The sequence below is a fragment of the Kosakonia sp. SOY2 genome, from assembly GCF_027109175.1.
Taxonomy (GTDB): Bacteria; Pseudomonadota; Gammaproteobacteria; order Enterobacterales; family Enterobacteriaceae; genus Kosakonia.
Genome location: NZ_JAPVXH010000001.1, coordinates 757,252 through 780,769 on the forward strand (window position 1 = coordinate 757,252; position 23,518 = coordinate 780,769).

A 23,518-nucleotide genomic window follows, 5' to 3' on the forward strand; every position below is an offset into this window, starting at 1 on the left:
GGCAGGGCGTTAATTCCTTCGACGATGTGCTATACAAGCGATTCTTTACTCACTGGCGCGCGGCTGTGTAATACGTAGACTGCTGATTACGGCGGCGATCGTGGCGAGTGTTCCTGCCAGTAGCAACGAGATATGCGTCCCATGTGTTTCAAAAAGATTAAACATCAACGCTACCAGCGCAGCTCCGGCGCTTTGTCCCAGCAACCTCGCCGTACCCAGCATGCCGCTGGCACCACCGCTGCGCTGTCGTGGCGCTGCAGTGATAATAGTGTGGTTGTTGGGCGACTGAAACAGACCGAAACCTGCACCGCATAATGCCATTCGCCAGATGATATCAGTATCAGCCGGTGCCGATGGTAGCAACGCCAGTGCAAATAACCCGCCCGCCATCATGACCATTCCTAACCCACCCAGAAGCCCGGCATGAACGCGCTCAATCAGATATCCTGCCAGCGGAGCCATTACCATTGTCGCCAGCGGCCAGGGCGTTAACAGCAAACCTGTTTCCACTTCACTGCGCCCAAGCACCGTCTGCAAAAAGAAGGGCAGGGAAACCAGTGCCAGCATCTGTGCGCAAAATGAACAGACCGAAGTGCCAATCGACAAAGAAAAAAGCGGGATCCGCAGCAAATCTACTGGTAATAAGGGCACCGGTAATTTCAACTGTCGGCGAATAAAAAGTGAGCCAATCAGCAACAATGCGGCCAACTCCACCAACACTAACACCGTGGATTGCCCCTGTGCGAAGCTGCTAAGAGCAGTGATTAACAGGCCGAATGTCAGCGCGTTCATCACTGCGCTGGGCAGGTCGAATTTAGGTTTTGCACTGCGTGCCGCATTGGGAGGTAAATATTTTATTGCCAGCAGCAAGGCGAGAATACCCAGCGGTACATTGATCAGGAATAACCATTGCCAGGAAGCAACAGAAAGAATGGCCGCTGCAATGGTCGGCCCTGCTGCAGATGATACGGCGACAACGAACGAGTTAATGCCCATGCCGCGTCCCAGGCTTCGATAGGGGTAAATCAGCCGAATGAGCGCAGTATTAACGCTCATCAGCGCGGCACCGCCAAAGCCCTGCGCAACACGCGCTAGTGTCAAGGTCAATAACGAGTCGGAAAGCGCGCAAAATAGCGAGGTAAGCGTAAAGAGCACCAGGCCACATTGATAAACCCGGCGATAACCAAACATATCGCCAAGGAATGAAAGGGTCAGTAGTGAAACGACGATCGCAATTTGATAGGCATTCACAATCCAGATTGAACTGGCAGCGGAAGCATTGAGATCCCGGGCAATGGTCGGTAGAGCAACGTTTGCAATTGCACCGTCCAGCACGGCCATGGCGATGCCAATAATAATTGTCAGAATTGCGCCGTAACGCTGTGGAATGGGCAAGCCATCAAGGGAAGTTTTATCCATGGAAATTTCAGGGCTAATGTCACAAAGTTATTTGTATAATAATTCTATCATTGGCATTCCGGTTTTATGTCGCAGATTTGTAACGAAGTTGACAAACGCGCATTGCGGTGACCGGATGACGAATTTATAATAAAAACCGATTCTGAATTTTATAAAACACAGGCGATGAGGTGATTAATGGCAATCGCAGATTTGGACAAGCAGCCAGATTCTGTCTCTTCTGTATTGAAGGTATTTGGCATTCTGCAGGCGCTCGGAGAAGAGCGTGAAATCGGCATCACCGAGCTTTCGCAACGTGTCATGATGTCGAAAAGCACCGTTTATCGCTTTTTGCAAACCATGAAATCGTTAGGTTATGTCGCGCAGGAAGGGGAGTCTGAAAAATATTCCCTGACGCTGAAGCTTTTTGAGCTTGGTGCGCGCGCATTGCAAAACGTTGATTTGATCCGCAGCGCGGATATCCAAATGCGTGAGCTTTCTCGTCTGACGAAAGAGACCATCCACCTGGGCGCGCTGGATGAAGATAGCATCGTCTACATCCATAAAATTGATTCAATGTACAATCTGCGCATGTATTCGCGCATTGGTCGCCGTAATCCGCTGTACAGTACCGCGATTGGTAAAGTCCTGCTGGCATGGCGCGATCGTGAAGAAGTGAAGCAGATTCTTGAAGGTGTTGAGTATAAGCGCAGCACTGAGCGCACTATCACCAGTACCGAAGATCTGTTGCCGATGCTGGATATTGTGCGTCAGCAGGGTTATGGCGAAGACAACGAAGAGCAGGAAGAAGGCTTACGCTGTATTGGTGTACCGGTTTTTGACCGTTTCGGCGTTGTGATTGCTGGTTTAAGTATTTCTTTTCCGACATTGCGCTTTTCGGAAGAACGCCTGCATGAGTACGTAGAAATGCTGCACAATGCCGCGCGTAAAATTTCCGAACAGATGGGTTATAACGACTATCCGTTCTGAATGAAGATAAAAAAAGCCGCCTGAAGAGGCGGCTTTTTTTTGTGTAAAGGATTAGCCGTTATCGACTACGGTATCGCTTTTACGCAACAGCGGGCAGTTTGCCAGACCAAAAAAACCATTACTGGAATGCACATATTGTGCGGTGCTGGTGCCTCGTGCAGTAGCATATTTACATTGCAAGCCCAGCCCAGCAGCGTTTTCCGTACTGTTAATCAACACCCCGTAACCGCTCAGCAAGAGCCCAATCCACAGCAGCGCCAGAATAATAACGCTTCGTATGAGTGTACGCATATTTGCTCCTTGCACATCGGTAGACTGTATCACAAGGCTACGGTATTTACCTGGTGAAACAAGTCCAGCATTCCTAAAAATACCGAAAGGAGATACAGTTAGTCGCGGTTTAAGGAAGCCATGATAACCTGGTTACACCTTGCAACGTATCGGAGAGTGGAGTGAGAAAATATAGATGGCTGATTCTGGCTGCCGTATTGGTAGTCTGCCTGCTGCTCTGGACTCAAATGCTTAACGTAATGTGTGATCAAGATGTACAATTCTTCAGCGGCATCTGCGTCATCAATAAATTCATCCCCTGGTAATGGCATTTTTTCAGTGAGAGATTTCCTTCCTTGACGTCAGTGGTAGAATGCCGCGTCTATATAGAGGTGGTGAAATGAACGAAGTATTAAATTCAGGCGCGATCAACCTTGCGTCAATAGTCCTTTCTTTGGTGGTTCTGCTTGTCGGTCTGGTTTTGTGGTTCTTTATCAATCGCGCCAGTTCACGTACGAATGAACAAATCGAGTTACTCGAAGCTCTGCTGGATCAGCAAAAACGACAAAATGCCTTGCTGCGCCGGCTGTGCGAGTCAAATGAACCTGAAAAAGAAGAAGCGGTTGAGCCAGCAAAAGCGCAACAAAAAGGCGATGATGATTTCATTCGCCTGGTCGCAGAGCGCTAGCCAGACCGGGAGTGCGAGATGGCGTGGAGAAACCCCTGGTATAACCCTGCAATCTCGCACCACACGCTGGAAGGTTTTAGCAATTCGACCTCTGTCGCCCATCAAGCCGGAGATGTTAAGCGCTGGCGGAAAGAGCGCAAAGCCGCCGGGCTTCCCAGACCACCCTCCAGTGGTTACCCGGGGTTTATCGAACAGTGGTGGCAAAAAGCCAATATTACTGGTGATGCTGATGGCCTCTGGTGGTTAGGCCATGCCAGTATGCTCTTGCGCCTGCAGGGCCAATATCTCCTCACCGATCCCGTCTTTTCCCACCGTGCTTCACCTGTTAGTTTTGCGGGTCCTCAGCGGCATACACCGCCAGCACTCGCGATTGCCGACATTCCGCAACTGGACGCGATCCTTATTTCCCACAACCACTACGATCACCTGGACGCGTGGACGGTGCGTGCGCTGCTGTGTCGCTTTCCGGATGTGCATTTCTTTGTGCCTCTGGGGGTGGGCGATTGGCTTCGTCGTCGCGGTGCACAGCATGTTACTGAGTTAGACTGGTGGCAAAGTTTTACATTTCAGGGAATGACCTACACCGCGGTGCCTGCACAACATTGGAGCATGCGCACTTTGTGGGATCGCAATCGCTCGCTGTGGTGCGGCTGGGTCATTGAATCATTAACGCAGCGTTTTTGGTTTGCTGGTGATACAGGTTACACGCCAGAATTGCTCACCATTCCTCAACGATTAGGTCAACTGGATACTATCGCGCTGCCGATTGGGGTTTATGCGCCACGCTGGTTTATGGCAATGAATCATATGGATCCGCAAAGGGCTGTCGCGCTTTGGCAACAACTGGGGGCACCACTTGCGATTCCCATTCATTGGGGGGTATTTGAGCTGGCGGACGAATCGCTTGATGAGCCTGTAACAGAGTTACAGCGAGCATTAACCGAAACGGCAGCAGAGAATGATAACTTTCGGATCTTAAAAATTGGGCAGTATTTGCCCTTTTGTTAATTCAGACTCTCCTCCAAAAAGATGAGTTCTTTTATAATCATGTTGTTTTATTTATATCGAAACGTTTTCTTTGCCTTTTTATGAGGCAGTGTCATCATAATTTCATTATTTTGGTGCACAACTTTGCTTATTTGCACAAGAAATATCCATACCGGTTTAAGGTAATAGTTTCTCCGATGCGTATATTTGTTTAAGAATCTTCCTGGTCTCAGAAAAAAGCATAAGTATGCTCAAAAAGTTCTTACGATATACGCTATATGCATAGCGGGGATGGAGCTGACATGGAGCAACGGAACTTATTGAGCTATAGTAATAAATTGGCTGCTTTGAGTATTGGTATTGGTGTTCAGAGCGTCTGTTATAGCGTTCAATGTTATGCATAAACGTGCACAACAAGTCTCGGTTCCTGTTGAATTTGTGCGACGGATCCAGACATGTTTAAAAATGGCTTGCCATAATTTACGTATTATGTGATAACACGTTTTGGGTCAATCGAGGTACAGTTCTGTTTATGTGTGGCATTTTCAGTAAAGAAGTCCTGAGTAAACACGTTTCGTTGAATACAGCTTCTCTGCCGAACCTTATATTAGTGCCTCAAGCAGTAATGTCTCAGTTTTCTCAGTCAATGCCTGCGGGCGAAGTATATACATTAAGGAATTTTGCAAATGGCAAAGATTAAAGGTCAAGTTAAGTGGTTCAACGAGTCTAAAGGTTTTGGTTTCATTACTCCGGCTGACGGCAGCAAAGATGTATTCGTACACTTCTCTGCGATCCAGGGTAACGGCTTCAAAACTCTGGCCGAAGGCCAGAACGTTGAGTTTGAAATTCAGGACGGCCAGAAAGGCCCGGCTGCAGTTAACGTAACTGCTATCTGATTTCGACACCCCTGAGCTTGAAGCGCATGTAGCGCATCAATGTCAGACATAAAGCCTCGCCTTAGTGCGGGGCTTTTTAATTTCCACGGCATAACAAATGGCGGTACACTTTCGCCCTTTAAGAACGCCCCGGAGTTTTTATGGCTTTCAGTTGTCCGCTCTGCCACGAACCTTTGCACCGTCGAGATAAATCCTTCTTTTGCGCACAGCGACATCAGTTTGATATTGCGAAAGAGGGGTATGTCAATCTTTTGCCCGTTCAGCATAAACGCTCGAAAGATCCTGGTGACAGTGCGGAGATGATGCAAGCGCGCCGTGCCTTTCTGGATGCGGGGCATTACCAGCCACTGCGTGATGCGATTGGCGACATTTTGCATGCGCGGCTACCGTCGTTAGCCGATGCGGTGCTGGATATAGGCTGTGGAGAAGGGTATTACACCCAGGCTTTTGCCGCGATTGCTCAGCGACATGGTGCACAAATGTTAGGTCTGGATGTTTCAAAAGCGGCGATCCGTGCAGCGGCAAAACGCTATTCGGCGATCATGTTTTGTGTTGCATCCAGCCACCGCTTGCCTTTTGAGGATGGTTGCATTGACGGGCTGGTGCGTATTTATGCGCCCTGTAAGGCGCAAGAACTGGCACGCGTAATGAAACCAGACGGTATTGTTATCACTGCATCACCTGGGCCACGCCATCTGATGGAACTTAAGGGGCTTATCTATGATGAGGTGCATTTACATGCGGAAAACAGCGGCGATATTGCGGGATTCAAACTGCTGGAACAGCAATCGCTCTCTTATGAGATGACATTGACGGGCCAGCAAGCCGTTGCGTTATTGCAGATGACGCCTTTTGCCTGGCGGGCAAAACCGGAGGTGTGGGAAAAGTTAGCGGCAATGGAGCAGTTCCACTGCCAGACCGACTTTACAATCCACTGCTTACAGCGGGAAAGTTAAGCGGCGAAGTGGCTCCACAAGATCTGCGCGCCTATGCCAATGAGTACGATCCCACCGAGGATCTCGGCGCGCTTTCCAAGCAAGGGGCCAATAAAGCGACCAATCATTATTCCTAACGTGGACATAATAAAAGTGGCGCAGCCAATCGCCAGCGCAGTTGCGAGAATATTGACTTGCAGGAACGCGAGGCCAACGCCAACCGCCATCGCGTCGAGACTGGTAGCAATTGCGGTGGTTACCAGCAACCAGAAACCATGACGATGGGGCGTTTCCGCTTCACAGTCGTCATCGCCACGTATTCCCTCAAGCACCATTCGACCACCGAGAAACACCAGCAGCACAAACGCTATCCAGTGATTCCATTCCAGAACGAATTTTGTGGCCAGCAGGCCCAACCCCCAGCCAATCAGCGGCGTCAGGGTTTCAATCACGCCAAAGATAAGGCCAGTGCGCAATGCTTCGGAAAACTTCGGTTTATGTAAGGTGGCACCCTTACCGATAGAAGCCGCGAAAGCATCCATCGACATGCCAAAAGCGAGGAGAAGAGTGGCAGATAAATTCATGTGAGCATCCTGACCGGGAATTCCATATAACACATCTCTGCCCCCAGTAAACAGCAGTTGATGTGCCAATGGTCTCGCCTGACTGATGGTTTCAGTCCGTACGCGCCACGTTTTGCAACGAGTATGTTGACACGTACATTTCCGGGTGGTGGAAATCGGCTACTCCCCAACGACGGACGCACCTTAACATATTTTGAGAATATAAAACAACAACGGCAATATATAATGTTGCTTGCCGTGTGATAACGATTAGCGTTTAGATTTATTGGTGAAAGTTACGTTAAAAAATATAAGTAAATCTCCCATAAATATAGCAATGGCTATAACTCTGCTGATTATTTGCGCGGAGCGATTTTCGCCCTCTCAAATGCTAACTTACTGAGTTTTAAGTAAAACTGTTGAGATCTTTTCCAGGTCGTCGATATTTCGTACGCGAATAAGCAAACGTCGTTGCTCTAATTGCATCACTAACACACCATCTTCCGATAAATTCATCTCTTTTATACGGCTATATTCAATCCAGGCATTAGCAAAGAAAAAACCACGCATTTTAAAGATGATTTTGGGGGCGCGGATCCAGAATAGATAAATACCCAGCAAAGCCAGGGCAAATAATAACCACATGGTTAATGATGAACCGCCATTGGCTGTGTTGTTATAGATAAGGATCACCAGTAGGCCGACAAAAATAGCCCCATCGGTACGGCTTCTGCGTAACAGGGGAACCGCCAGGAGCGTGGCACCATTGCGGCGTGGCATGATGAATTCATCATAGATGGCGAAAGCCAGCAGGGCGGCGATAAACAGTACCAATACGATATCCGTAATCGTCATTGTTTCTCCTTACATAAAAAAAACCGGGGGCAAGCCCCCGGTTATCACATCACATATTAAAGACCCAGAAGACCGATAGCGTAACCCACAATCCCGATGACGAAGAAGCCAACGATGATCCACAGCGGGTTAACTTTCTTACGCAGCAGCCACATACAAGCGAAAGTCAGCAGCAGCGGTACCAGGCCTGGCATCAATTGATCGAGAATGGTTTGTACTGTCGTAACGTTGGTTTTACCGGTCTGATCGGTAATTTCTGATACCACCAGTGGAATGTTCACATGCGTCCACTTGTTAACCAACGCCCCCATAACAAACAGGCCGAGAATTGACGCCCCCTCGGTCAGTTTTTGCAGGAAACCACCGCCCATATCTTTAACAATATCGATACCTTTACGGTAGCCGTACGCCACGCCGTAATAACGTGTTGCCAGACGGACGATATTGAACAAGACGAAGAACAGCAGTGGCCCGAGCAGGCTACCGCTCATGGCAATCCCTGCTCCGAGCGCTGCAAATACCGGGCGCACCGTACCCCAGAAAATCGGGTCACCGACACCTGCCAGCGGCCCCATCAGACCAACTTTAATACCGTTAATCGCGCCATCGTCGATCTCTGCACCATTCGCACGCTGCTCTTCCATTGCCAGCGTAACGCCCAGTACCGGCGCTGCAACGTACGGATGGGTGTTAAAGAACTCCAGATGACGTTTAATAGCCTGACGGCGCGCTTCGTTATTTTCCGGGTACAGGCGTTTAATCGCCGGCACCATTGAGAAGCAGAAGCCCAATGCCTGCATACGTTCGAAGTTCCATGACCCCTGGAACAGGTTAGAACGCAGGAACACGCCACGAATGTCACTCTGGGTGAGTTTTTTCTCAGTCGGAGTTTTTGTCATATCAACCATGTCGTTCACCTGTTAATCCAGTTCGTTATCAAGATCGTTGGAACCCGCAGCCGGAGCAGCGCCGCCTGCTGAACGGTTATATTTCGGGCTGAGCTGAATGTAGAGGATCGCCATGACTGCACCAATAACACCCAGCGAGACGAGGTTGAAATTGGTGAATGCCGCCGTCACGAAGCCGAGATAGAAGAACGGCATCAGGTAGCCTGCGCGCATCATATTGATGACCATCGCATAACCTACCACCACGATCATACCACCGGCGATATTCAGACCGCTGGTCACGACTTCAGGAATGGCGTTCAGCATGCTCTGAACTTCACTGGTACCGACAGAGATAGCGACAATGACCGCCGGGATAGCGATACGCATAGCTTGCAGGAACAGGGAAGAGACGTGGATCCAGGAAAGTGCCGTCAGGTTGCCGGTTTCGGCTGCCTTATCCGCGGCATGCTGGAAGCCGACGGTAATGGTACGAACAATAATGGTCAGAACCTGGCCTGCTGCCGCCAGCGGAATGGCCAGCGCGATACCAGCACCGATGCTCTGATGACCGCCAATGACCAGAATGGTCGAGATAATCGACGCCAGCGCCGCATCGGGAGCGACCGCCGCACCGATGTTCATCCAGCCCAGAGCAATCATTTCCAGCGTACCGCCGATAATAATACCGGTTTTCATATCACCCAGAACGATGCCCACCAGCGTACATGCCACCAACGGACGGTGGAACTGGAATTCATCGAGTATCGACTCCATACCGGCAATACACGCGACGACGAACACCAGCACAATCTGAAGAGTGGTAATCTCCATTGTACTTCTCCTATAGCTAAATCAGACGTAAGTGTGAAAACTGAGTCAATCAGGCCGCCGCGGTTATTTCGCCACTTTGCTGATTAAATCCATCATTTTCAGTTTCGGATCGTTTGAAACTTTGCGGACTTCCAGCTCAATATTGCGTTCGTTCAATTTCCTGAAGGCGGCAATATCTTTCTCGTCCACCGAAACTGCGTTATTCACCTGGGTTTTACCCTGACGATAAGCCATACCGCCAATGTTGACGGAGGTGATTTTTACCCCTTCTTCAACGACGCGCAGCACATCCGTCGGATTGGTGAACAACAGCATCACGCGCTCGCCCGCGTATTTAGGGTTGTTGTACACACGCACCATTTTGGCGACATCAACGACATGCGCCGTCACACCTGGAGGCGCAACCTGAGTCAGCAGGGTTTTACGGACATTATCTGCTGCCACTTCGTCGCTCACGACGATAATACGCGTAACGTTAGTCTCTTTTGTCCAGCGGGTAGCAACCTGGCCATGGATCAGACGGTCATCGATACGGGCAAGGCCGATAACCATATAATCATTAGGCCCCATAGGTTTGGCCGGTGCTGCCGCTTTCGGTGCCACAGGAGCCGGTGTGGGTTTTGCCACCGGTTGTGCTTTCAGCGCTTTCACGCCTTCACGTCCGGTTTCCACCGCCAGCGCCACCAGTTCGTCAAACGTCGGGTTGTCATCGCGGGCCATCAGTGTTTCCACCAGCATCGGAATATTGACGCCAGCAATAACTTCATAATGCTCTTTATCGACGACAATACGGCTGGCAGCGTTAAACGGACTGCCGCCCCATGTATCAACGAGAAACAGCACACCTTTGCCGGTATCCAGCTTCGCCAGCTGTGCGTTGTACTTTTCGATCAACGTTTCCGCATTTTCACCGGGAACAAAATCAATCCAACCGACGTTCTCCTGCTCGCCCAGCAGCATCTCGGCGGTTTTGAGCAACTGTTCCGCAGCCCAACCATGTGTGCCTATAACAATAGCAATGGTCACTTGCTACCTCCTTCTTCTTGTCGTTAACACACCATTAATTGATGTATTGTGAATCTGTCCCGGTAACGGTAAACCGAATCGATTCAGATAAGGGTTAAAGAGAACACCTATGACTTTCGGGAATTATTTTAGATAGCGAAAAAATAATTTATGTGATGAAGATCCGTAATTTAGGTTTCCTCTTCGTGAAATTTCGAAGCGCAAAATATCCACACAAATTGCAAATTCCGGTAAATCTTTGCAAATGCCAAAGTCTCTCTGATATGTTTATCCTCCGTTTAATGAGTCAGGAGTATAGGGCAGCAGCCCACCGTATGGATCGTCACCGACGTCAGTTCACTTTTTGGCCTTCTCGTGCCACGCAGCCCGGCGTTTTCCGCCATTTCCCAACGACGTTCAATGTCACATTTGTGCGTTTGTGCACACTGAATAACGCATCTCTTCTCAGGAGCCTGTCATGGAATTCTTAATGGATCCCTCGATTTGGGCGGGATTATTGACGCTGGTTGTTCTGGAAATTGTTCTCGGTATCGACAACCTGGTGTTTATTGCCATCCTTGCCGACAAACTGCCGCCGAAACAGCGTGATAAAGCGCGTCTCATTGGTCTGTCGCTCGCGTTGGTGATGCGACTGGGGCTGTTGTCGCTGATCTCGTGGATGGTCACGCTGACACAACCGCTTTTTTCCGTCTGGGATTTCACCTTCTCCGGGCGCGATCTGATTATGTTATTCGGCGGTGTGTTCCTGTTATTTAAGGCGACGACGGAGCTGCACGAACGACTGGAAAACCGCGAGCATGACAGCGGGCATGGCAAAGGCTACGCCAGTTTCTGGGTAGTGGTCGTGCAGATCGTTATTCTTGACGCCGTCTTCTCACTCGATGCGGTCATCACCGCAGTAGGCATGGTCAATCACCTGCCAGTAATGATGGCGGCTGTCGTTATTGCGATGGCAATGATGTTACTGGCGTCAAAACCGCTGACGCGTTTTGTGAACCAACATCCCACGGTGGTCGTGCTCTGTCTGAGCTTCCTGCTGATGATTGGTTTGAGCCTGGTGGCTGAAGGTTTTGGCTTCCATATTCCGAAAGGTTACCTGTACGCGGCGATTGGTTTCTCTATCATCATTGAGTTCTTTAACCAGATTGCGCGCCGCAATTTTATTCGCCATCAGTCGCATCTGCCGCTGCGCGCCCGTACGGCTGATGCCATCCTGCGTTTAATGGGCGGCCGCCGTCAGTCGAACCCGCAAATTGAAGCTGATAGCCAGGCCTCTGTACCGGTGCCGGAAGGGGCGTTTGCGGAAGAAGAGCGTTATATGATTAACGGCGTATTAACGCTGGCTTCACGCTCGCTTCGCAGCATTATGACGCCGCGCGGTGATATCAGTTGGGTGGATGCCAACCTCGGTATTGAACAGATCCGCCAGCAATTGCTGTCCTCGCCGCACAGCTTGTTCCCGGTTTGCCGTGGTGAGCTGGATGAAGTCATTGGCATTGTGCGCGCAAAAGAGATACTGGTGGCGCTGGAAGAGGGCGTGGATGTTGCGGCGATCGCTTCGGCAACACCGGCGATTGTGGTGCCGGAGACGCTGGATCCGATTAAGCTGCTGGCCGTATTGCGCCGGGCGCGCGGGAGTTTTGTTATCGTCACCAATGAGTTTGGTGTCGTGCAAGGCCTGGTAACGCCGCTGGACGTGCTGGAAGCTATCGCCGGTGAATTCCCGGACGCGGATGAAACGCCAGAAATCGTTGCCGATGGTGACGGCTGGCTGGTGAAAGGCACCACAGACTTGCATGCGCTGCAACACACGCTGGGTCTGGACAACTTCATCGATGAAGACGAAGACATTGCCACCGTGGCGGGTCTGGTGATTGCCGCGCGAGGGCAAATCCCGCCAGTGGGCGAAACCTTCGAAATGGCACCGTTGCATATCACCGTGCTGGAAGCCAACGATTACCGTGTTGATCTGGTCCGTATTGTTAAAGAGCAACCTGCTCACGACGAAGAAGAGTAATCTTTACCCCGGCATTAACGGCGCGACATGACCGTTATGCCGTTCCGGCGGCGGGGAGATATTCCCCGCCAGCCAGGCCGGAAAATCCTTCACCGGCATCGGTGCTGCAAAAAGAAATCCCTGCAACATATGCACACCCTGTTGACGTAAATACAGCGCTTGTTGCGTTGTCTCCACCCCTTCCGCGACCAGCTCAATATTCAACCGTTGGCCGAGCGCGATAATCATATCGGTTACCGTCGAGTTCACCGCATCCGTACCAATAGCCGCGGTATAAGACTTATCAATTTTCAGGATGTCCGGGTGTAATTTCTCCAGCCACGAAAGCGAACTATTACCCGTACCGAAATCATCAATGGCAATCTTCGCGCCATGGCGATGAAGCTCACGCAGCATGCGGGATTCGACATCCAGCAACGCATCGCGCTCCGTGAGTTCAATGGTTAACTGCTGGGCAGGATTTTTGTTAAACCAGAGCTGGACGAGATCTTTTAACAATTCACCGTGGCGCAAATGGCTTGGTGCGGCGTTGATGCCGATATGAAAGTGAGGATCATCAGGAAAGAGCGCCAGTTGACGCTGGGTTTCAGCCAGCACATAACGTGTCAGTGGGGCAATCAGATGCTGCTCTTCGGCAATCGGGATAAATATCTCCGGCGGGATCCAGCCCTGACGCGGATTGTGCCAGCGCAACAAAATTTCGACGCCCGCACACTGCATATTGTGTGCATTGAGTAATGGCTGGCAAAACAGCTCAAACTCATGCCCGGCAAGCCCGAGGTTTATCTCGCGGGAAAAACTCATCCGGCTGGCGGTGGCAAACCAGGCAATAAAACCGGTCAATAAACTCATCATCAGCGCCAGCGGCAACTGCGAAGGCAAATGCCACAGCGCCAGTCGCGTAGAGCCCGGCCCGGTTACGCTAATGGTAAAAGGAAAATGGGCAGAAGTACGCTGGTAGCGCTTTTCGTTTTCCAGCGGCGGCAAGTTATCCAGCACACCTTTGCCTTCGACCAGATGTTTGCCGCCGACGCTGAGGCTGACGCTGGTAATCAATGGCGCTTGCGGCTCCAGCATTAAATTACTCAGCAGCTCAATATTTACCGCCTCCATCACGCCACTTTGTCCGTCCTCACTGGTGGGATACCACATGATCAAGATAGGGCGATCTTTTAGCAGTGACTGATCGGTGGTGAGCACCAGCTTTTGCGAACGTGAAGGCAGCGAGGGCTGAAGCTGGTGAATGGCAACATCGCGCTGGCCAAAGATACTCGAACAGTAGAGCGTTCCGTTCTGAATCAGGCCGATAGAGCGCACGGTTTGCAGGCTTGCTGCCAGCTTGCGAAGCTGCAGGTGAATATCGCTACAGGGAATGCCAACCAGCGGCACCAGCACACTGCGACCCGCCTCCAGCGGCAGCATCAATCGCTCAAGGGTTTTAACCGCGTGGTTGGTAAAGGCGTAAATACGCTGATGATTTAAATTACGCTCCGAAATAAAGCGAAACGTGAGGGTTAAAAATAGTGCGACAGCGCCAACCAGCACGCAAACAATGGCGCGCCGTCGTCGGTAACTTTTAATGATCCGTTGAGCCGTCTGCATGCCGCTGCCGCCTGTAAAATCCCTGGCCTGATTTCCATGCCAGAACACTCAAAGTGTAGTGGGGAATTACCGGAGCGACGATAAATCGGTGAAAGCTCACTTTACTGCAGTAAACATGAAAAAACGCCGTTCGGCTGAACGGCGTTGATAAGCAAGAATTAATCACACTGTACTTTGATGGCTAGCCCGCCACGCGATGTTTCACGGTATTTGGCGTTCATATCTTTACCGGTCTCATACATCGTTTCGATCACTTTATCGAGCGAAACGCGCGGCGCGCTGGTTCGGCGCATCGCCATGCGCGAGGCGTTAATCGCTTTCACTGAAGCAATAGCGTTACGCTCAATGCACGGCACCTGGACTTGCCCGGCCACCGGATCGCAGGTCAGGCCAAGGTTGTGTTCCATGCCAATTTCCGCCGCCACGCAGACCTGTTCCGGGCTGGCACCCAGCAGTTCTGCCAGACCCGCCGCAGCCATCGAACAGGCAACGCCCACTTCGCCCTGGCAGCCAACTTCGGCACCAGAAATGGAAGCGTTCATTTTATACAAAGCGCCGATAGCGCCAGCGGCGAGAAAATAGCGGATATAAATATCCGGGCTGACGGATTCAATAAAGTGATCGTAATAGGCCAGCACCGCCGGAACGATACCGCAGGCACCGTTAGTTGGTGCGGTTACCACGCGGCCACCGGCGGCGTTTTCTTCGTTAACCGCCAGCGCAAACATGTTCACCCAGTCGATAACGTTCATTGGATCGCTGGAGAGCTTATCGCTGGCAACCAACATGCGGCGCAGTGCGGAAGCACGGCGCGGAACGCGCAGCGGCCCCGGTAATACGCCTTCCGTATTCATGCCGCGATCGATACAGGCGCGCATGGTGGACCAGACATTACCGAAGTACTCTTCAATCTCTTTTTTCGAGTGCAATGCCAGTTCGTTCTGCATAACCATGCCAGAAAGCGACAGGCCGGTTTCTTTGCAATACTCCAGCATCTGGGTAGCGGAATTGAACGGATAAGGGACATCGACCGAGCTGGTGGTCTCTTTACCAAAATGCTCTTCATCGACGATAAAGCCCCCGCCGATGGAATAATAGGTTTTGCTGTAAATGACGCTTTCGCCATTCAGCGCGGTGATACGCATGCCATTCTCATGCAACGACAGGTTATCGCTGTGAAAACGCATCCCGTCATCTTTCGGGAAATCGACTTCATGACGCCCCTGCGCCAGCAACAGACGACCGCGATTTTCCACATCACGGATAAAACCCGGAATTGCATCGATATCGACTGTGGCCGGCTCGTTACCCGCCAGTCCCATAATGATCGCGATATCGGTATGGTGGCCTTTCCCGGTAAGGGAGAGCGAGCCGTACACATCCACTACCACGCGGGTGACGTCATCCAGCAATCCTTTTTCGACCAGATCATCGACGAACTGCTTACCGGCCTTCATCGGGCCTACAGTGTGGGAAGATGAGGGACCAATCCCCACCTTAAACATGTCGAATAGACTAATCACATTAACGCTCCTGACAGGGTTACCGGCGTTTCCAGTAACGATGTAATAACTGCGCATAGTGTAAGAGGGAAGGCCATCATCAGCTTAACTATTCACATGAATTAAACTAATGGCTAACCCTGATTTTACTAATAGCGCGTACGCTGTCACAAAAGTGCTATATGTAAAGTATAGTCAAGGTCTGCGCCCAATCTGCAGCGCCAGCGAGCGAATAATTCCTGCCGTCATGCCCCAGACAAAATAATGCTGATACCAGGATAACCACACCCGATGCGCATTGCCGTGGCGGTGGATATCCAGCGGATGATAGCGGCCAAGACGCAGCGCTTCGGCGAGCGGCATTTCAAACACCGCCGCCACTTCATCTTCACTGGCGTGATAGGGCAAATCCGGCGGGATAATGCCGACCACTGGCGTAACCTGAAAACCGGTCACGCTATCAACTGGCGGCAAAACGCCAATCACCTCGACGGCCTCAGGCGGAATGGCGACCTCTTCCTGCGCTTCGCGCAGTGCCGCAGCGATTAGCGACGCATCCGTGCTGTCAACCGCGCCCCCGGGGAACGCTACCTGACCGGCATGCTTGCGAAGCAGAGGCGAGCGTTGCGTCAGTAATAAGCCGGGCTGCTCACGGCGCACTACCGGCACCAGTACCGCCGCCTGACGTGTATTTGCCACCGCCGGGTTGAGTTGCGGGCGTAAAAGCTGAAAGCGCGATAAAAAATCATCCAGAGTTAAAGCCGGTTGCTCCACGAATCATCTCTCCAGTTGCCGCAGGATACGGTTAACTTTATCAAAAGTTTCCTGATACTCCGCCTCTTCCAGGCTGTCGGCCACAATGCCGCCGCCTGCGGAACAGTAAATTTTCCCCGCACAGGCGCTGAGCGTGCGAATGGTAATGCTGGTATCCATGTTCCCGCAGAAACTGAGATAACCAATCGAACCGCACCAGGCGTTACGCCGCTGCGGTTCAAGCTCATCGATAATTTCCATCGCCCGCACTTTCGGTGCGCCGGTGATCGAGCCGCCCGGAAACGCCGCGCGCAGCAGATCGCTGGCATGGCGTCCGGCGGGCAATTTCGCCGTTACAGTGCTGACCAGATGGTGCACGGCAGGAAAAGGTTCGACCACGAACAGTTCCGGCACGCGCACCGACCCCGGTGTCGCCACGCGACCGATATCGTTGCGCATCAAATCAACAATCATCAGGTTTTCGGCCTGATCTTTGGGTGAGGCGGCGAGTTTCTGTGCCTGCTGCGCATCGGCCTGCGGGTCGGCAAGCCTTGGCAACGTGCCTTTAATCGGCCGTGTTTCGATATTGTCGCGTTCAAGGCGAATAAAACGCTCCGGCGACAGGCTCAGGATCGCGCCGTGTTCAAGGCGTAGAAAAGCGCTGAACGGCGCGCGGTTTTCGCGATTGAGTTGGCTAAACGCCAGCCACTCATCCCCGCAATAGTCGGCAGCAAAACGTTGCGCCAGATTGACCTGGTAGCAGTCGCCGCTGTGTAACCATGCCTGAACCTGGCGGAATTTTTCGCCATATTCGACACGCGTCATATTGGCCTGCCAGGCGGAAGTCAGCCGAAACGGTTGGCGCTGCGGTTCACTTTGCGCCTGTAACCATGCCAGCCTGGCGTTAACATCGCTATGGCTGAGCAATGTCACACGCTGCAACTGATGATCGACAATCAGCGCCCAGTCATAAATCCCGACCGCCATATCCGCGATGCGAATGTCCTGTTCGGCAATCGCGGGCAGCTTTTCGAAACGACGGCCTAAATCATAGCCAAACAGCCCCAACGCACCACCCTGAAACGGCAGATCGGCATGAGGTTCGCATCGAAACGGGTAAGCATCCAGACGTTGTTGCAGCAGGTGTAGCGGATCTTCCTGCGATATCTCGCTACCATTAAGGGTAGTGGCCTCGCCGTGTGTCGTCAGTGTCTCCAGCGGATCGGCAACCACAATATCAAAACGATTATGCGGATGTTCAGCATGGCCAGAATGCAACAGCATGGCCCAGGGCTGGTGGCTGAGTGGCGCAAAGTAGTGTTCGGCGGCGTCCTGGCGCCACGGCAGCGAAATAACGGCGGGGGATAACGTCTTCATTGATCCTGACTCATGTGCGTCTGCGCTGGTGAAGCGCGCCGACGCATGGAATAATTAGCGCCAACAATTTAGCAGGAGTTGACAATGTTTGCAGGTTTACCTTCCCTCAGCCACGAGCAGCAGCAAAAAGCGGTAGAGCGTATCCAGGAATTAATGTCCGGTGGCATGAGCAGCGGGCAGGCGATTGCGCAGGTTGCTGAAGAGTTACGCGCCAGCCATACCGGCGAACGGATCGTGGCGCGCTTTGAAGATGACGATGACGAGTAATTACACCGCGGCGATGATTTTGATTTCCACTTTATAACGCGGGTTCATCAGTTTTGCCTGCACGGTGCAGCGCACCGGTGCATGGCCCGCAACAACCCAGGCATCCCACGCTCTATTCATGGCGGCGAAGTCGTCGCCATCGGCCAGAAAAATGGTGGCATCAAGAATGCGCGTTTTATCGCTGCCTTGCTTGAGCAGAACCGCATCAATTTGCGCCAGCGTGTTGGCCGTCTGTTCAAACGCATCGGCATCGAGGTTTTCCGGCACGCCAGTGTAGTAAAGCGTCTGATTGTTGATAACCACATCAGACCAGCGGTCTGCCGCATCAATACGCACAATTGTCATTGTCTTTTCCTTCTTATTGGCCATGAATTCGCGGGCAAGAGTGCCATAAAAACCTGGCTGGCGTAAATCCGCTCACCCTGACATAATCACTGGCGATTTAACCAGGGGGTAGTGTGACGGACGATTTTGCAACAGACGGCCAGTTAGCCAAAGCCATTGCGGGATTCAAACCGCGTGAACCGCAGCGCCAGATGGCGCAAGCCGTCACACAGGCGATTGAGAATACGCAGCCGCTGGTGGTGGAAGCGGGAACCGGTACCGGTAAAACCTACGCCTACCTCGCGCCTGCGCTGCGCGCCGGGAAAAAAGTGATCATCTCCACCGGTTCGAAAGCCTTGCAGGATCAGCTTTACAGCCGCGATTTACCTACCGTCGCCAAGGCGCTTGAGTTCACCGGGCGTACCGCGCTGCTGAAAGGGCGCTCCAACTACCTCTGTATTGAACGTCTGGAGCAGCAAGCGCTGGCCGGTGGCGATCTGCCGGTACAAACGTTAAGCGATGTGATTTTGCTGCGCTCCTGGTCGAATCAAACCACCGATGGTGACATCAGTACCTGCGTCAGTGTGGCGGAGGATTCGCAGGCGTGGCCGCTGGTGACCAGTACCAACGATAACTGTCTGGGTAGCGACTGCCCGATGTATAAAGACTGTTTCGTGGTCAAAGCGCGCAAAAAAGCGATGGATGCCGACGTGGTGGTGGTCAACCATCACCTGTTTCTTGCCGATATGGTGGTGAAAGAGAGCGGCTTCGGGGAGCTGATCCCGGAAGCCGAAGTGATGATCTTTGACGAAGCGCACCAGCTTCCTGATATCGCCAGCCAGTATTTTGGTCAGTCACTCTCCAGCCGCCAGCTTCTTGATCTCGCTAAAGATTTCACCATTGCCTACCGCACCGAACTGAAAGATACCGCGCAGTTACAGAAGTGCGCCGATCGTCTGGCGCAGAGCACGCAGGATTTTCGCTTGCAGTTAGGTGAGCCGGGTTATCGCGGTAACCTGCGCGAGCTGCTGGCAGATGCGCATATTCAACGTGCGCTGTTGCTGCTCGATGATGCGCTGGAACTCTGTTACGACGTGGCGAAGCTGTCGCTGGGCCGCTCCGCACTGCTGGATGCCGCGTTCGAACGCGCGACGACATATCGTGCCAGGCTGAAACGGCTCAAAGAGATCAACCAGCCAGGTTACAGCTACTGGTATGAATGTACTTCACGTAACTTCACGCTGGCGTTAACGCCGCTGACCGTAGCGGATAAGTTTACCGAGGTAATGGCGCAGAAAAAGGGCAGCTGGATTTTCACCTCTGCAACGCTTTCGGTGAATGACGATCTGCACCACTTTACCGCGCGACTTGGCATTGAAGGGGCGCAATCGCTGTTGCTGCCAAGCCCCTTTGATTATGAGCGCCAGGCATTGCTGTGCGTACCGCGCAATCTTCCCCAGACCAATCAGCCAGGCGCTGCACGCCAGCTGGCAGCGATGCTCAGACCGATGATCGAAGCCAACAATGGCCGCTGCTTTATGCTGTGCACCTCGCACGCCATGATGCGTGACCTCGCCGAGCAATTTCGCGCCACCATGAGCTTGCCCGTCTTGCTGCAGGGAGAAACCAGCAAAGGGCAACTGTTGCAGCAATTTGTGAATGCCGGTAACGCGTTACTGGTGGCAACCAGCAGTTTCTGGGAAGGGGTGGACGTGCGTGGTGACACGTTATCGCTGGTCATTATTGATAAGCTGCCGTTTACGTCTCCGGAAGATCCGTTGTTAAAAGCGCGGATGGAAGATTGCCGTCTGCGTGGAGGCGATCCGTTTGATGAAGTTCAACTGCCGGACGCGGTGATTACCCTGAAACAAGGCGTCGGGCGCCTGATACGTGATATTGACGATCGCGGCGTGCTGGTCATTTGCGATAACCGTCTGGTGATGCGCCCCTATGGCGCGGTGTTTCTCGCCAGTCTGCCGCCTGCGCCGCGAACCCGTGATATTCGCCGCGCGGTTGAATTCCTCGCCTCTCCCCCGGCGCAGTAATTTTCTGTGGACTGTGGTAAGATGCGCGCCATTTTGTTTTTCATGGACCGCTATACCCATGCGCATTCTGGCTATTGATACTGCCACAGAAGCTTGTTCTGTCGCCTTATGGAACGATGGAACCACCTTCGCTCACTTCGAACTTTGCCCACGCGAACACACGCAACGCATCCTGCCACTGGTCAGGGATGTGCTTGGCGACGCTGAACTTAACCTGACGCAACTGGACGCACTGGCGTTTGGTCGTGGTCCGGGAAGTTTTACCGGCGTGCGCATCGGCATTGGCATTGCGCAGGGGCTGGCGCTCGGCGCTGATCTGCCGATGATTGGCGTTTCAACGCTGGCGACGATGGCGCAGGGCGCGTGGCGCAAAACGGGCGCGCCCCGCGTGCTGGCGGCGATTGACGCACGCATGGGCGAAGTCTATTGGGCAGAATATCAGCGCGATGAAAATGGCGTCTGGCACGGCGAAGAGACGGAAGCGGTATTAAAACCGCAAGCCGTCACTGAACGTTTGCAGCAGCTGGATGGCGAGTGGGCGATGGTTGGTACTGGCTGGCCCGCATGGCCTGAGATGGGCAACAACAGTACGGCAACCCTGCGTGATGGTGAGATCTTATTGCCCGCCGCGGAAGATATGTTGCCCATCGCTCGTCAATTGTTGGCTGCGCAGAAAACCGTCGCCGTCGAGCATGCCGAGCCGGTTTATTTGCGTAACGAAGTGGCATGGAAGAAACTTCCTGGCCGGGAATGAATCTCAGTAGTATCCACTGGGGTAAGGAGTCGCATCATGGCGGGTCAAAAAAAGGTTGTGCGCAGGTTGCTGGCAGGGCTGGCAATTGCGGTATTAAGCGGTTGTGTTTCTGTGCCTGACGTGATTAAAGGAACCAGTCCCACGCCGCAGGATGATTTAGTGCGCGTGATGAGTGCGCCGTCGCTGTATGTCGGCCAGGAAGCCCGTTTCGGTGGCAAAGTGGTGGATATTCAGAATCAGCAGGGGAAAACCCGGCTGGAGATCGCTGCCGTACCGCTCGACAGCGGCGCGCGTCCGGTTCTGGGCGAGCCATCCGTTGGGCGAATTTTTGCTGATGTGAACGGTTTTCTCGATCCGGTCGATTTCCGCAATCAGCTGGTCACCGTGGTTGGCCCGATAACCGGCACGGCAGACGGCAAAATTGGCAACGCGCCGTATAAATTTATGGTGATGCAGGCAAATGGTTACAAACGCTGGCGGTTAACCCAGCAGGTGATGTTGCCGCCGCAGCCAATCGACCCGTGGTACTGGGGGCCGGGGCCGCATCCGCGTGCGTGGCACGGCGGGTACGGTGGATGGGGCTGGTTCCCCCCTGAACCTGCACGAGTTGAGACGGTCGTAACAGAGTAATTTCTTGTTTTATCAGGAAAACGAAACAGCGGCTAAGCCGCTGTTTTTTATATTGGGCTTTGTATAAGAAAAATAATTAGTGACGCGCTTCGCAACCTTCAATCCGCTTAATTAATAAACTGGTACGCTGAGTTAATATTATGTTAACGACTTGTTTGTTAACTGGGGTTGTGATGACCAAGAATACTCATTTTAGAGGTGATGCATTGAAGAAGGTTTGGCTAAACCGGTATCCCGCCGATGTTCCGGCGGAGATCAATCCTGACCGTTATCAATCCCTGGTTGAATTATTTGAACACTCCACGGCGCGTTACGCCGACCAGCCTGCGTTTATCAACATGGGCGAGGTCATGACGTTCCGTAAACTTGAAGAGCGCAGCCGGGCGTTTGCGGCTTACTTACAGCAGGGGCTGGGGCTGCAAAAAGGCGATCGCGTCGCGTTGATGATGCCGAACCTGTTGCAATACCCGGTGGCGCTGTTTGGTATCTTGCGCGCCGGGATGATCGTGGTGAACGTCAACCCGCTTTATACGCCGCGTGAACTGGAACACCAGCTTAATGACAGCGGGGCTGCCGCGATTGTTATTGTGTCGAATTTCGCCCATACGCTGGAAAAGATCGTTGATAAAACGCAGGTGCGGCATGTCATTTTGACGCGCATGGGCGACCAGCTTTCCCCGGCAAAAGGGACGCTGGTGAACTTCGTGGTGAAATACGTGAAACGGCTGGTGCCCAAGTATCATCTGCCGGACGCCATCTCCTTCCGTCGGGCGCTGCAGACCGGTTACCGCATGCAGTACATCAAACCGGAAGTGGTCGCCGACGATCTCGCCTTCCTGCAATACACTGGCGGCACAACCGGCGTGGCAAAAGGGGCAATGCTGACGCACCGCAATATGCTGGCAAACCTTGAACAGGTGAACGCGACTTACGGGCCGTTGCTGCATCGCGGGAAAGAGCTGGTGGTCACTGCGCTGCCGCTGTACCACATTTTCGCCCTGACCATGAACTGCCTGCTGTTTATTGAGCTCGGCGGGCAAAACTTATTGATCACCAACCCGCGCGATATTCCGGGGCTGGTGAAGGAGCTTGGCAAATATCCGTTTACGGCCATGACCGGCGTGAACACGCTATTCAATGCCTTGCTCAATAACGACGATTTCCGCAAGCTGGACTTCTCCTCGCTGCACCTGTCCGCTGGTGGCGGGATGCCTATTCAGCAGGCGGTTGCCGATCGGTGGGTGAAATTAACCGGGCAGTATCTGCTGGAAGGTTACGGTCTGACCGAATGTGCGCCGCTGGTCAGTGTGAACCCGCATGATATTGACTACCACAGTGGCAGCATTGGCCTGCCGGTTCCCTCAACGGAAGCCAAACTGGTCGATGACGACAACAATGAAGTCTCACCGGGCGAACCGGGCGAGTTGTGCGTGAAAGGGCCGCAGGTCATGCTGGGATACTGGCAGCGCCCGGACGCCACGGATGAGATCCTGCGTGACGGCTGGCTGCACACTGGCGATATTGCGGTGATGGATGACGAAGGCTTCCTGCGCATCGTCGATCGCAAAAAAGATATGATTCTGGTGTCCGGTTTTAATGTCTATCCGAATGAAATCGAGGATGTGGTGATGCAACATGCCGGCGTGCAGGAAGTGGCGGCTGTCGGCGTACCGTCGGAAAACAGCGGCGAAGCGGTGAAGATTTTCGTGGTGAAAAAGGACGCTTCGCTAAGCGAAGAGGCATTGATCGCTTTCTGTCGCCGTCAGCTGACCGGATATAAAGTGCCGAAGCTGGTTGAATTTCGCAATGAACTGCCAAAATCGAATGTCGGTAAGATTTTAAGGCGAGAATTGCGTGACGAAGCGCGTGGCAAAGTGGACAATAAAGCCTGAGCTATGCGTGAGTCCCCTAACGCCGG

General features: G+C 52.6%; 25 protein-coding genes and 1 pseudogene. 14 read left to right on the plus strand and 12 right to left on the minus strand.

Annotated features, from left to right (window positions below; all coding sequences use genetic code 11):
* Positions 1-45: 45 nt before the first annotated feature.
* The gene (locus O3S68_RS03560) at positions 46-1,419 is read right to left on the minus strand and encodes an MFS transporter (RefSeq protein WP_020454092.1); all 1,374 of its coding nucleotides are present in this window, start codon (positions 1,417-1,419) and stop codon (positions 46-48) included.
* Positions 1,420-1,596: 177 nt separating this feature from the next.
* Between O3S68_RS03560 and kdgR the strand changes: the two genes are divergently transcribed.
* Positions 1,597-2,388: a DNA-binding transcriptional regulator KdgR gene (gene kdgR, locus O3S68_RS03565; protein ID WP_017456967.1), complete on the plus strand. Its 792-nt coding sequence runs from the start codon at positions 1,597-1,599 to the stop codon at positions 2,386-2,388.
* 51 nt (positions 2,389-2,439) lie between these two features.
* On the opposite strand, the gene O3S68_RS03570 is transcribed toward kdgR, so the two are convergent.
* Positions 2,440-2,679 carry a YobH family protein gene (locus O3S68_RS03570; protein ID WP_097399583.1) on the minus strand — a complete coding sequence of 80 codons (240 nt, stop codon included), beginning with the start codon at positions 2,677-2,679 and terminating at the stop codon, positions 2,440-2,442.
* Positions 2,680-2,840: 161 nt separating this feature from the next.
* On the opposite strand from O3S68_RS03570, the gene mgrB reads away from it, so the two are divergent.
* From mgrB to rlmA, 6 genes and pseudogenes are all read left to right on the plus strand, one after another.
* Positions 2,841-2,984: a PhoP/PhoQ regulator MgrB gene (gene mgrB, locus O3S68_RS03575; RefSeq protein WP_017456969.1), complete on the plus strand. Its 144-nt coding sequence runs from the start codon at positions 2,841-2,843 to the stop codon at positions 2,982-2,984.
* Between the two features lie 74 nt (positions 2,985-3,058).
* On the plus strand, positions 3,059-3,346 hold the full coding sequence (locus O3S68_RS03580; RefSeq protein ID WP_269230801.1) for a YebO family protein: 288 nt from the start codon (positions 3,059-3,061) through the stop codon (positions 3,344-3,346).
* Positions 3,347-3,364: 18 nt separating this feature from the next.
* The gene (locus O3S68_RS03585; protein ID WP_269230802.1) at positions 3,365-4,354 is read left to right on the plus strand and encodes an MBL fold metallo-hydrolase; all 990 of its coding nucleotides are present in this window, start codon (positions 3,365-3,367) and stop codon (positions 4,352-4,354) included.
* Between the two features lie 511 nt (positions 4,355-4,865).
* Positions 4,866-5,007: pseudogene (locus tag O3S68_RS03590) on the plus strand (DUF2627 domain-containing protein).
* 12 nt (positions 5,008-5,019) lie between these two features.
* On the plus strand, positions 5,020-5,229 hold the full coding sequence (gene cspE, locus O3S68_RS03595; protein WP_001062678.1) for a transcription antiterminator/RNA stability regulator CspE: 210 nt from the start codon (positions 5,020-5,022) through the stop codon (positions 5,227-5,229).
* Positions 5,230-5,369: 140 nt separating this feature from the next.
* Positions 5,370-6,185: a 23S rRNA (guanine(745)-N(1))-methyltransferase gene (gene rlmA / locus O3S68_RS03600; protein WP_269230803.1), complete on the plus strand. Its 816-nt coding sequence runs from the start codon at positions 5,370-5,372 to the stop codon at positions 6,183-6,185.
* Here rlmA and mntP read toward each other — a convergent pair.
* From mntP to manX, 5 genes are all read right to left on the minus strand, one after another.
* On the minus strand, positions 6,182-6,748 hold the full coding sequence (gene mntP, locus O3S68_RS03605) for a manganese efflux pump MntP (RefSeq protein WP_045511389.1): 567 nt from the start codon (positions 6,746-6,748) through the stop codon (positions 6,182-6,184). The two genes, rlmA and mntP, sit on opposite strands and share 4 nt — an antisense overlap.
* Before the next feature lie 375 nt (positions 6,749-7,123).
* Positions 7,124-7,582 (minus strand): DUF986 family protein, encoded by a 459-nt coding sequence (locus O3S68_RS03610; protein ID WP_269230804.1) that lies wholly within the window; start codon positions 7,580-7,582, stop codon positions 7,124-7,126.
* 56 nt (positions 7,583-7,638) lie between these two features.
* Positions 7,639-8,490 carry a PTS mannose transporter subunit IID gene (locus tag O3S68_RS03615; protein ID WP_020454084.1) on the minus strand — a complete coding sequence of 284 codons (852 nt, stop codon included), beginning with the start codon at positions 8,488-8,490 and terminating at the stop codon, positions 7,639-7,641.
* Positions 8,491-8,502: 12 nt separating this feature from the next.
* A complete protein-coding gene (locus tag O3S68_RS03620; protein WP_017456976.1) occupies positions 8,503-9,303 on the minus strand; it encodes a PTS mannose/fructose/sorbose transporter subunit IIC in 801 nt (266 codons plus the stop codon).
* A 63-nt stretch (positions 9,304-9,366) separates the two neighbouring features.
* Positions 9,367-10,329 carry a PTS mannose transporter subunit IIAB gene (manX, locus tag O3S68_RS03625; protein ID WP_020454083.1) on the minus strand — a complete coding sequence of 321 codons (963 nt, stop codon included), beginning with the start codon at positions 10,327-10,329 and terminating at the stop codon, positions 9,367-9,369.
* A gap of 314 nt (positions 10,330-10,643) precedes the next feature.
* Here manX and O3S68_RS24250 point away from each other — a divergent pair, with 314 nt between their 5' ends.
* Together O3S68_RS24250 and yoaE are read left to right on the plus strand one after the other, a co-directional pair.
* On the plus strand, positions 10,644-10,799 hold the full coding sequence (locus O3S68_RS24250) for a protein YoaL (protein WP_409521875.1): 156 nt from the start codon (positions 10,644-10,646) through the stop codon (positions 10,797-10,799).
* Entirely contained in the window at positions 10,787-12,346 is a 1,560-nt protein-coding gene (yoaE, locus tag O3S68_RS03630; RefSeq protein ID WP_160269716.1) for a CNNM family cation transport protein YoaE, read from the plus strand. The genes O3S68_RS24250 and yoaE overlap by 13 nt, the downstream gene beginning before the upstream one ends.
* 3 nt (positions 12,347-12,349) lie before the next feature.
* Here the strand turns inward: yoaE and O3S68_RS03635 are convergent, their stop codons facing one another.
* From O3S68_RS03635 to pabB, 4 genes are all read right to left on the minus strand, one after another.
* Entirely contained in the window at positions 12,350-13,948 is a 1,599-nt protein-coding gene (locus O3S68_RS03635) for an EAL domain-containing protein (RefSeq protein ID WP_045509876.1), read from the minus strand.
* Between the two features lie 158 nt (positions 13,949-14,106).
* Complete coding sequence (gene sdaA, locus O3S68_RS03640; protein WP_044489386.1) at positions 14,107-15,471, minus strand: L-serine ammonia-lyase; 1,365 nt, start codon at positions 15,469-15,471, stop codon at positions 14,107-14,109.
* Positions 15,472-15,645: 174 nt separating this feature from the next.
* Entirely contained in the window at positions 15,646-16,224 is a 579-nt protein-coding gene (locus tag O3S68_RS03645) for a CoA pyrophosphatase (protein WP_020454079.1), read from the minus strand.
* 3 nt (positions 16,225-16,227) lie between these two features.
* Complete coding sequence (pabB, locus tag O3S68_RS03650; protein WP_269230805.1) at positions 16,228-17,580, minus strand: aminodeoxychorismate synthase component 1; 1,353 nt, start codon at positions 17,578-17,580, stop codon at positions 16,228-16,230.
* An 84-nt stretch (positions 17,581-17,664) separates the two neighbouring features.
* On the opposite strand from pabB, the gene O3S68_RS03655 reads away from it, so the two are divergent.
* Positions 17,665-17,847, plus strand: coding sequence for a YoaH family protein (locus tag O3S68_RS03655; protein ID WP_017456983.1), 183 nt, complete (start codon positions 17,665-17,667; stop codon positions 17,845-17,847).
* Here O3S68_RS03655 and O3S68_RS03660 read toward each other — a convergent pair whose 3' ends face one another.
* Entirely contained in the window at positions 17,848-18,192 is a 345-nt protein-coding gene (locus O3S68_RS03660) for a RidA family protein (RefSeq protein ID WP_269230806.1), read from the minus strand. It lies immediately after the preceding gene.
* 113 nt (positions 18,193-18,305) lie between these two features.
* On the opposite strand from O3S68_RS03660, the gene O3S68_RS03665 reads away from it, so the two are divergent.
* From O3S68_RS03665 to fadD, 4 genes are all read left to right on the plus strand, one after another.
* Positions 18,306-20,216: an ATP-dependent DNA helicase gene (locus O3S68_RS03665; RefSeq protein WP_045509869.1), complete on the plus strand. Its 1,911-nt coding sequence runs from the start codon at positions 18,306-18,308 to the stop codon at positions 20,214-20,216.
* 58 nt (positions 20,217-20,274) lie between these two features.
* Positions 20,275-20,970, plus strand: a complete 696-nt coding sequence (tsaB, locus tag O3S68_RS03670; RefSeq protein ID WP_269230807.1) for a tRNA (adenosine(37)-N6)-threonylcarbamoyltransferase complex dimerization subunit type 1 TsaB — start codon at positions 20,275-20,277, stop codon at positions 20,968-20,970.
* Positions 20,971-21,006: 36 nt separating this feature from the next.
* Positions 21,007-21,600, plus strand: coding sequence for a Slp family lipoprotein (locus tag O3S68_RS03675; RefSeq protein ID WP_269230808.1), 594 nt, complete (start codon positions 21,007-21,009; stop codon positions 21,598-21,600).
* A 206-nt stretch (positions 21,601-21,806) separates the two neighbouring features.
* Complete coding sequence (gene fadD, locus O3S68_RS03680) at positions 21,807-23,492, plus strand: long-chain-fatty-acid--CoA ligase FadD (protein ID WP_269230809.1); 1,686 nt, start codon at positions 21,807-21,809, stop codon at positions 23,490-23,492.
* Positions 23,493-23,518: the final 26 nt, after the last annotated feature.

Coding starts and splice junctions, on each gene's coding strand:
- O3S68_RS03610 (WP_269230804.1), bottom strand. CDS start 7,582: ATGACGATTACGGATATCGTATTGGTACTGTTTATCGCCGCCCTGCTG.
- O3S68_RS03620 (WP_017456976.1), bottom strand. CDS start 9,303: ATGGAGATTACCACTCTTCAGATTGTGCTGGTGTTCGTCGTCGCGTGT.
- O3S68_RS03675 (WP_269230808.1), top strand. CDS start 21,007: ATGGCGGGTCAAAAAAAGGTTGTGCGCAGGTTGCTGGCAGGGCTGGCA.
- O3S68_RS03615 (WP_020454084.1), bottom strand. CDS start 8,490: ATGGTTGATATGACAAAAACTCCGACTGAGAAAAAACTCACCCAGAGT.
- O3S68_RS24250 (WP_409521875.1), top strand. CDS start 10,644: ATGGATCGTCACCGACGTCAGTTCACTTTTTGGCCTTCTCGTGCCACG.
- O3S68_RS03560 (WP_020454092.1), bottom strand. CDS start 1,419: ATGGATAAAACTTCCCTTGATGGCTTGCCCATTCCACAGCGTTACGGC.
- O3S68_RS03580 (WP_269230801.1), top strand. CDS start 3,059: ATGAACGAAGTATTAAATTCAGGCGCGATCAACCTTGCGTCAATAGTC.
- cspE (WP_001062678.1), top strand. CDS start 5,020: ATGGCAAAGATTAAAGGTCAAGTTAAGTGGTTCAACGAGTCTAAAGGT.
- kdgR (WP_017456967.1), top strand. CDS start 1,597: ATGGCAATCGCAGATTTGGACAAGCAGCCAGATTCTGTCTCTTCTGTA.
- O3S68_RS03635 (WP_045509876.1), bottom strand. CDS start 13,948: ATGCAGACGGCTCAACGGATCATTAAAAGTTACCGACGACGGCGCGCC.
- O3S68_RS03570 (WP_097399583.1), bottom strand. CDS start 2,679: ATGCGTACACTCATACGAAGCGTTATTATTCTGGCGCTGCTGTGGATT.
- yoaE (WP_160269716.1), top strand. CDS start 10,787: ATGGAATTCTTAATGGATCCCTCGATTTGGGCGGGATTATTGACGCTG.
- O3S68_RS03585 (WP_269230802.1), top strand. CDS start 3,365: ATGGCGTGGAGAAACCCCTGGTATAACCCTGCAATCTCGCACCACACG.
- mntP (WP_045511389.1), bottom strand. CDS start 6,748: ATGAATTTATCTGCCACTCTTCTCCTCGCTTTTGGCATGTCGATGGAT.
- O3S68_RS03655 (WP_017456983.1), top strand. CDS start 17,665: ATGTTTGCAGGTTTACCTTCCCTCAGCCACGAGCAGCAGCAAAAAGCG.
- O3S68_RS03660 (WP_269230806.1), bottom strand. CDS start 18,192: ATGACAATTGTGCGTATTGATGCGGCAGACCGCTGGTCTGATGTGGTT.
- pabB (WP_269230805.1), bottom strand. CDS start 17,580: ATGAAGACGTTATCCCCCGCCGTTATTTCGCTGCCGTGGCGCCAGGAC.
- tsaB (WP_269230807.1), top strand. CDS start 20,275: ATGCGCATTCTGGCTATTGATACTGCCACAGAAGCTTGTTCTGTCGCC.
- rlmA (WP_269230803.1), top strand. CDS start 5,370: ATGGCTTTCAGTTGTCCGCTCTGCCACGAACCTTTGCACCGTCGAGAT.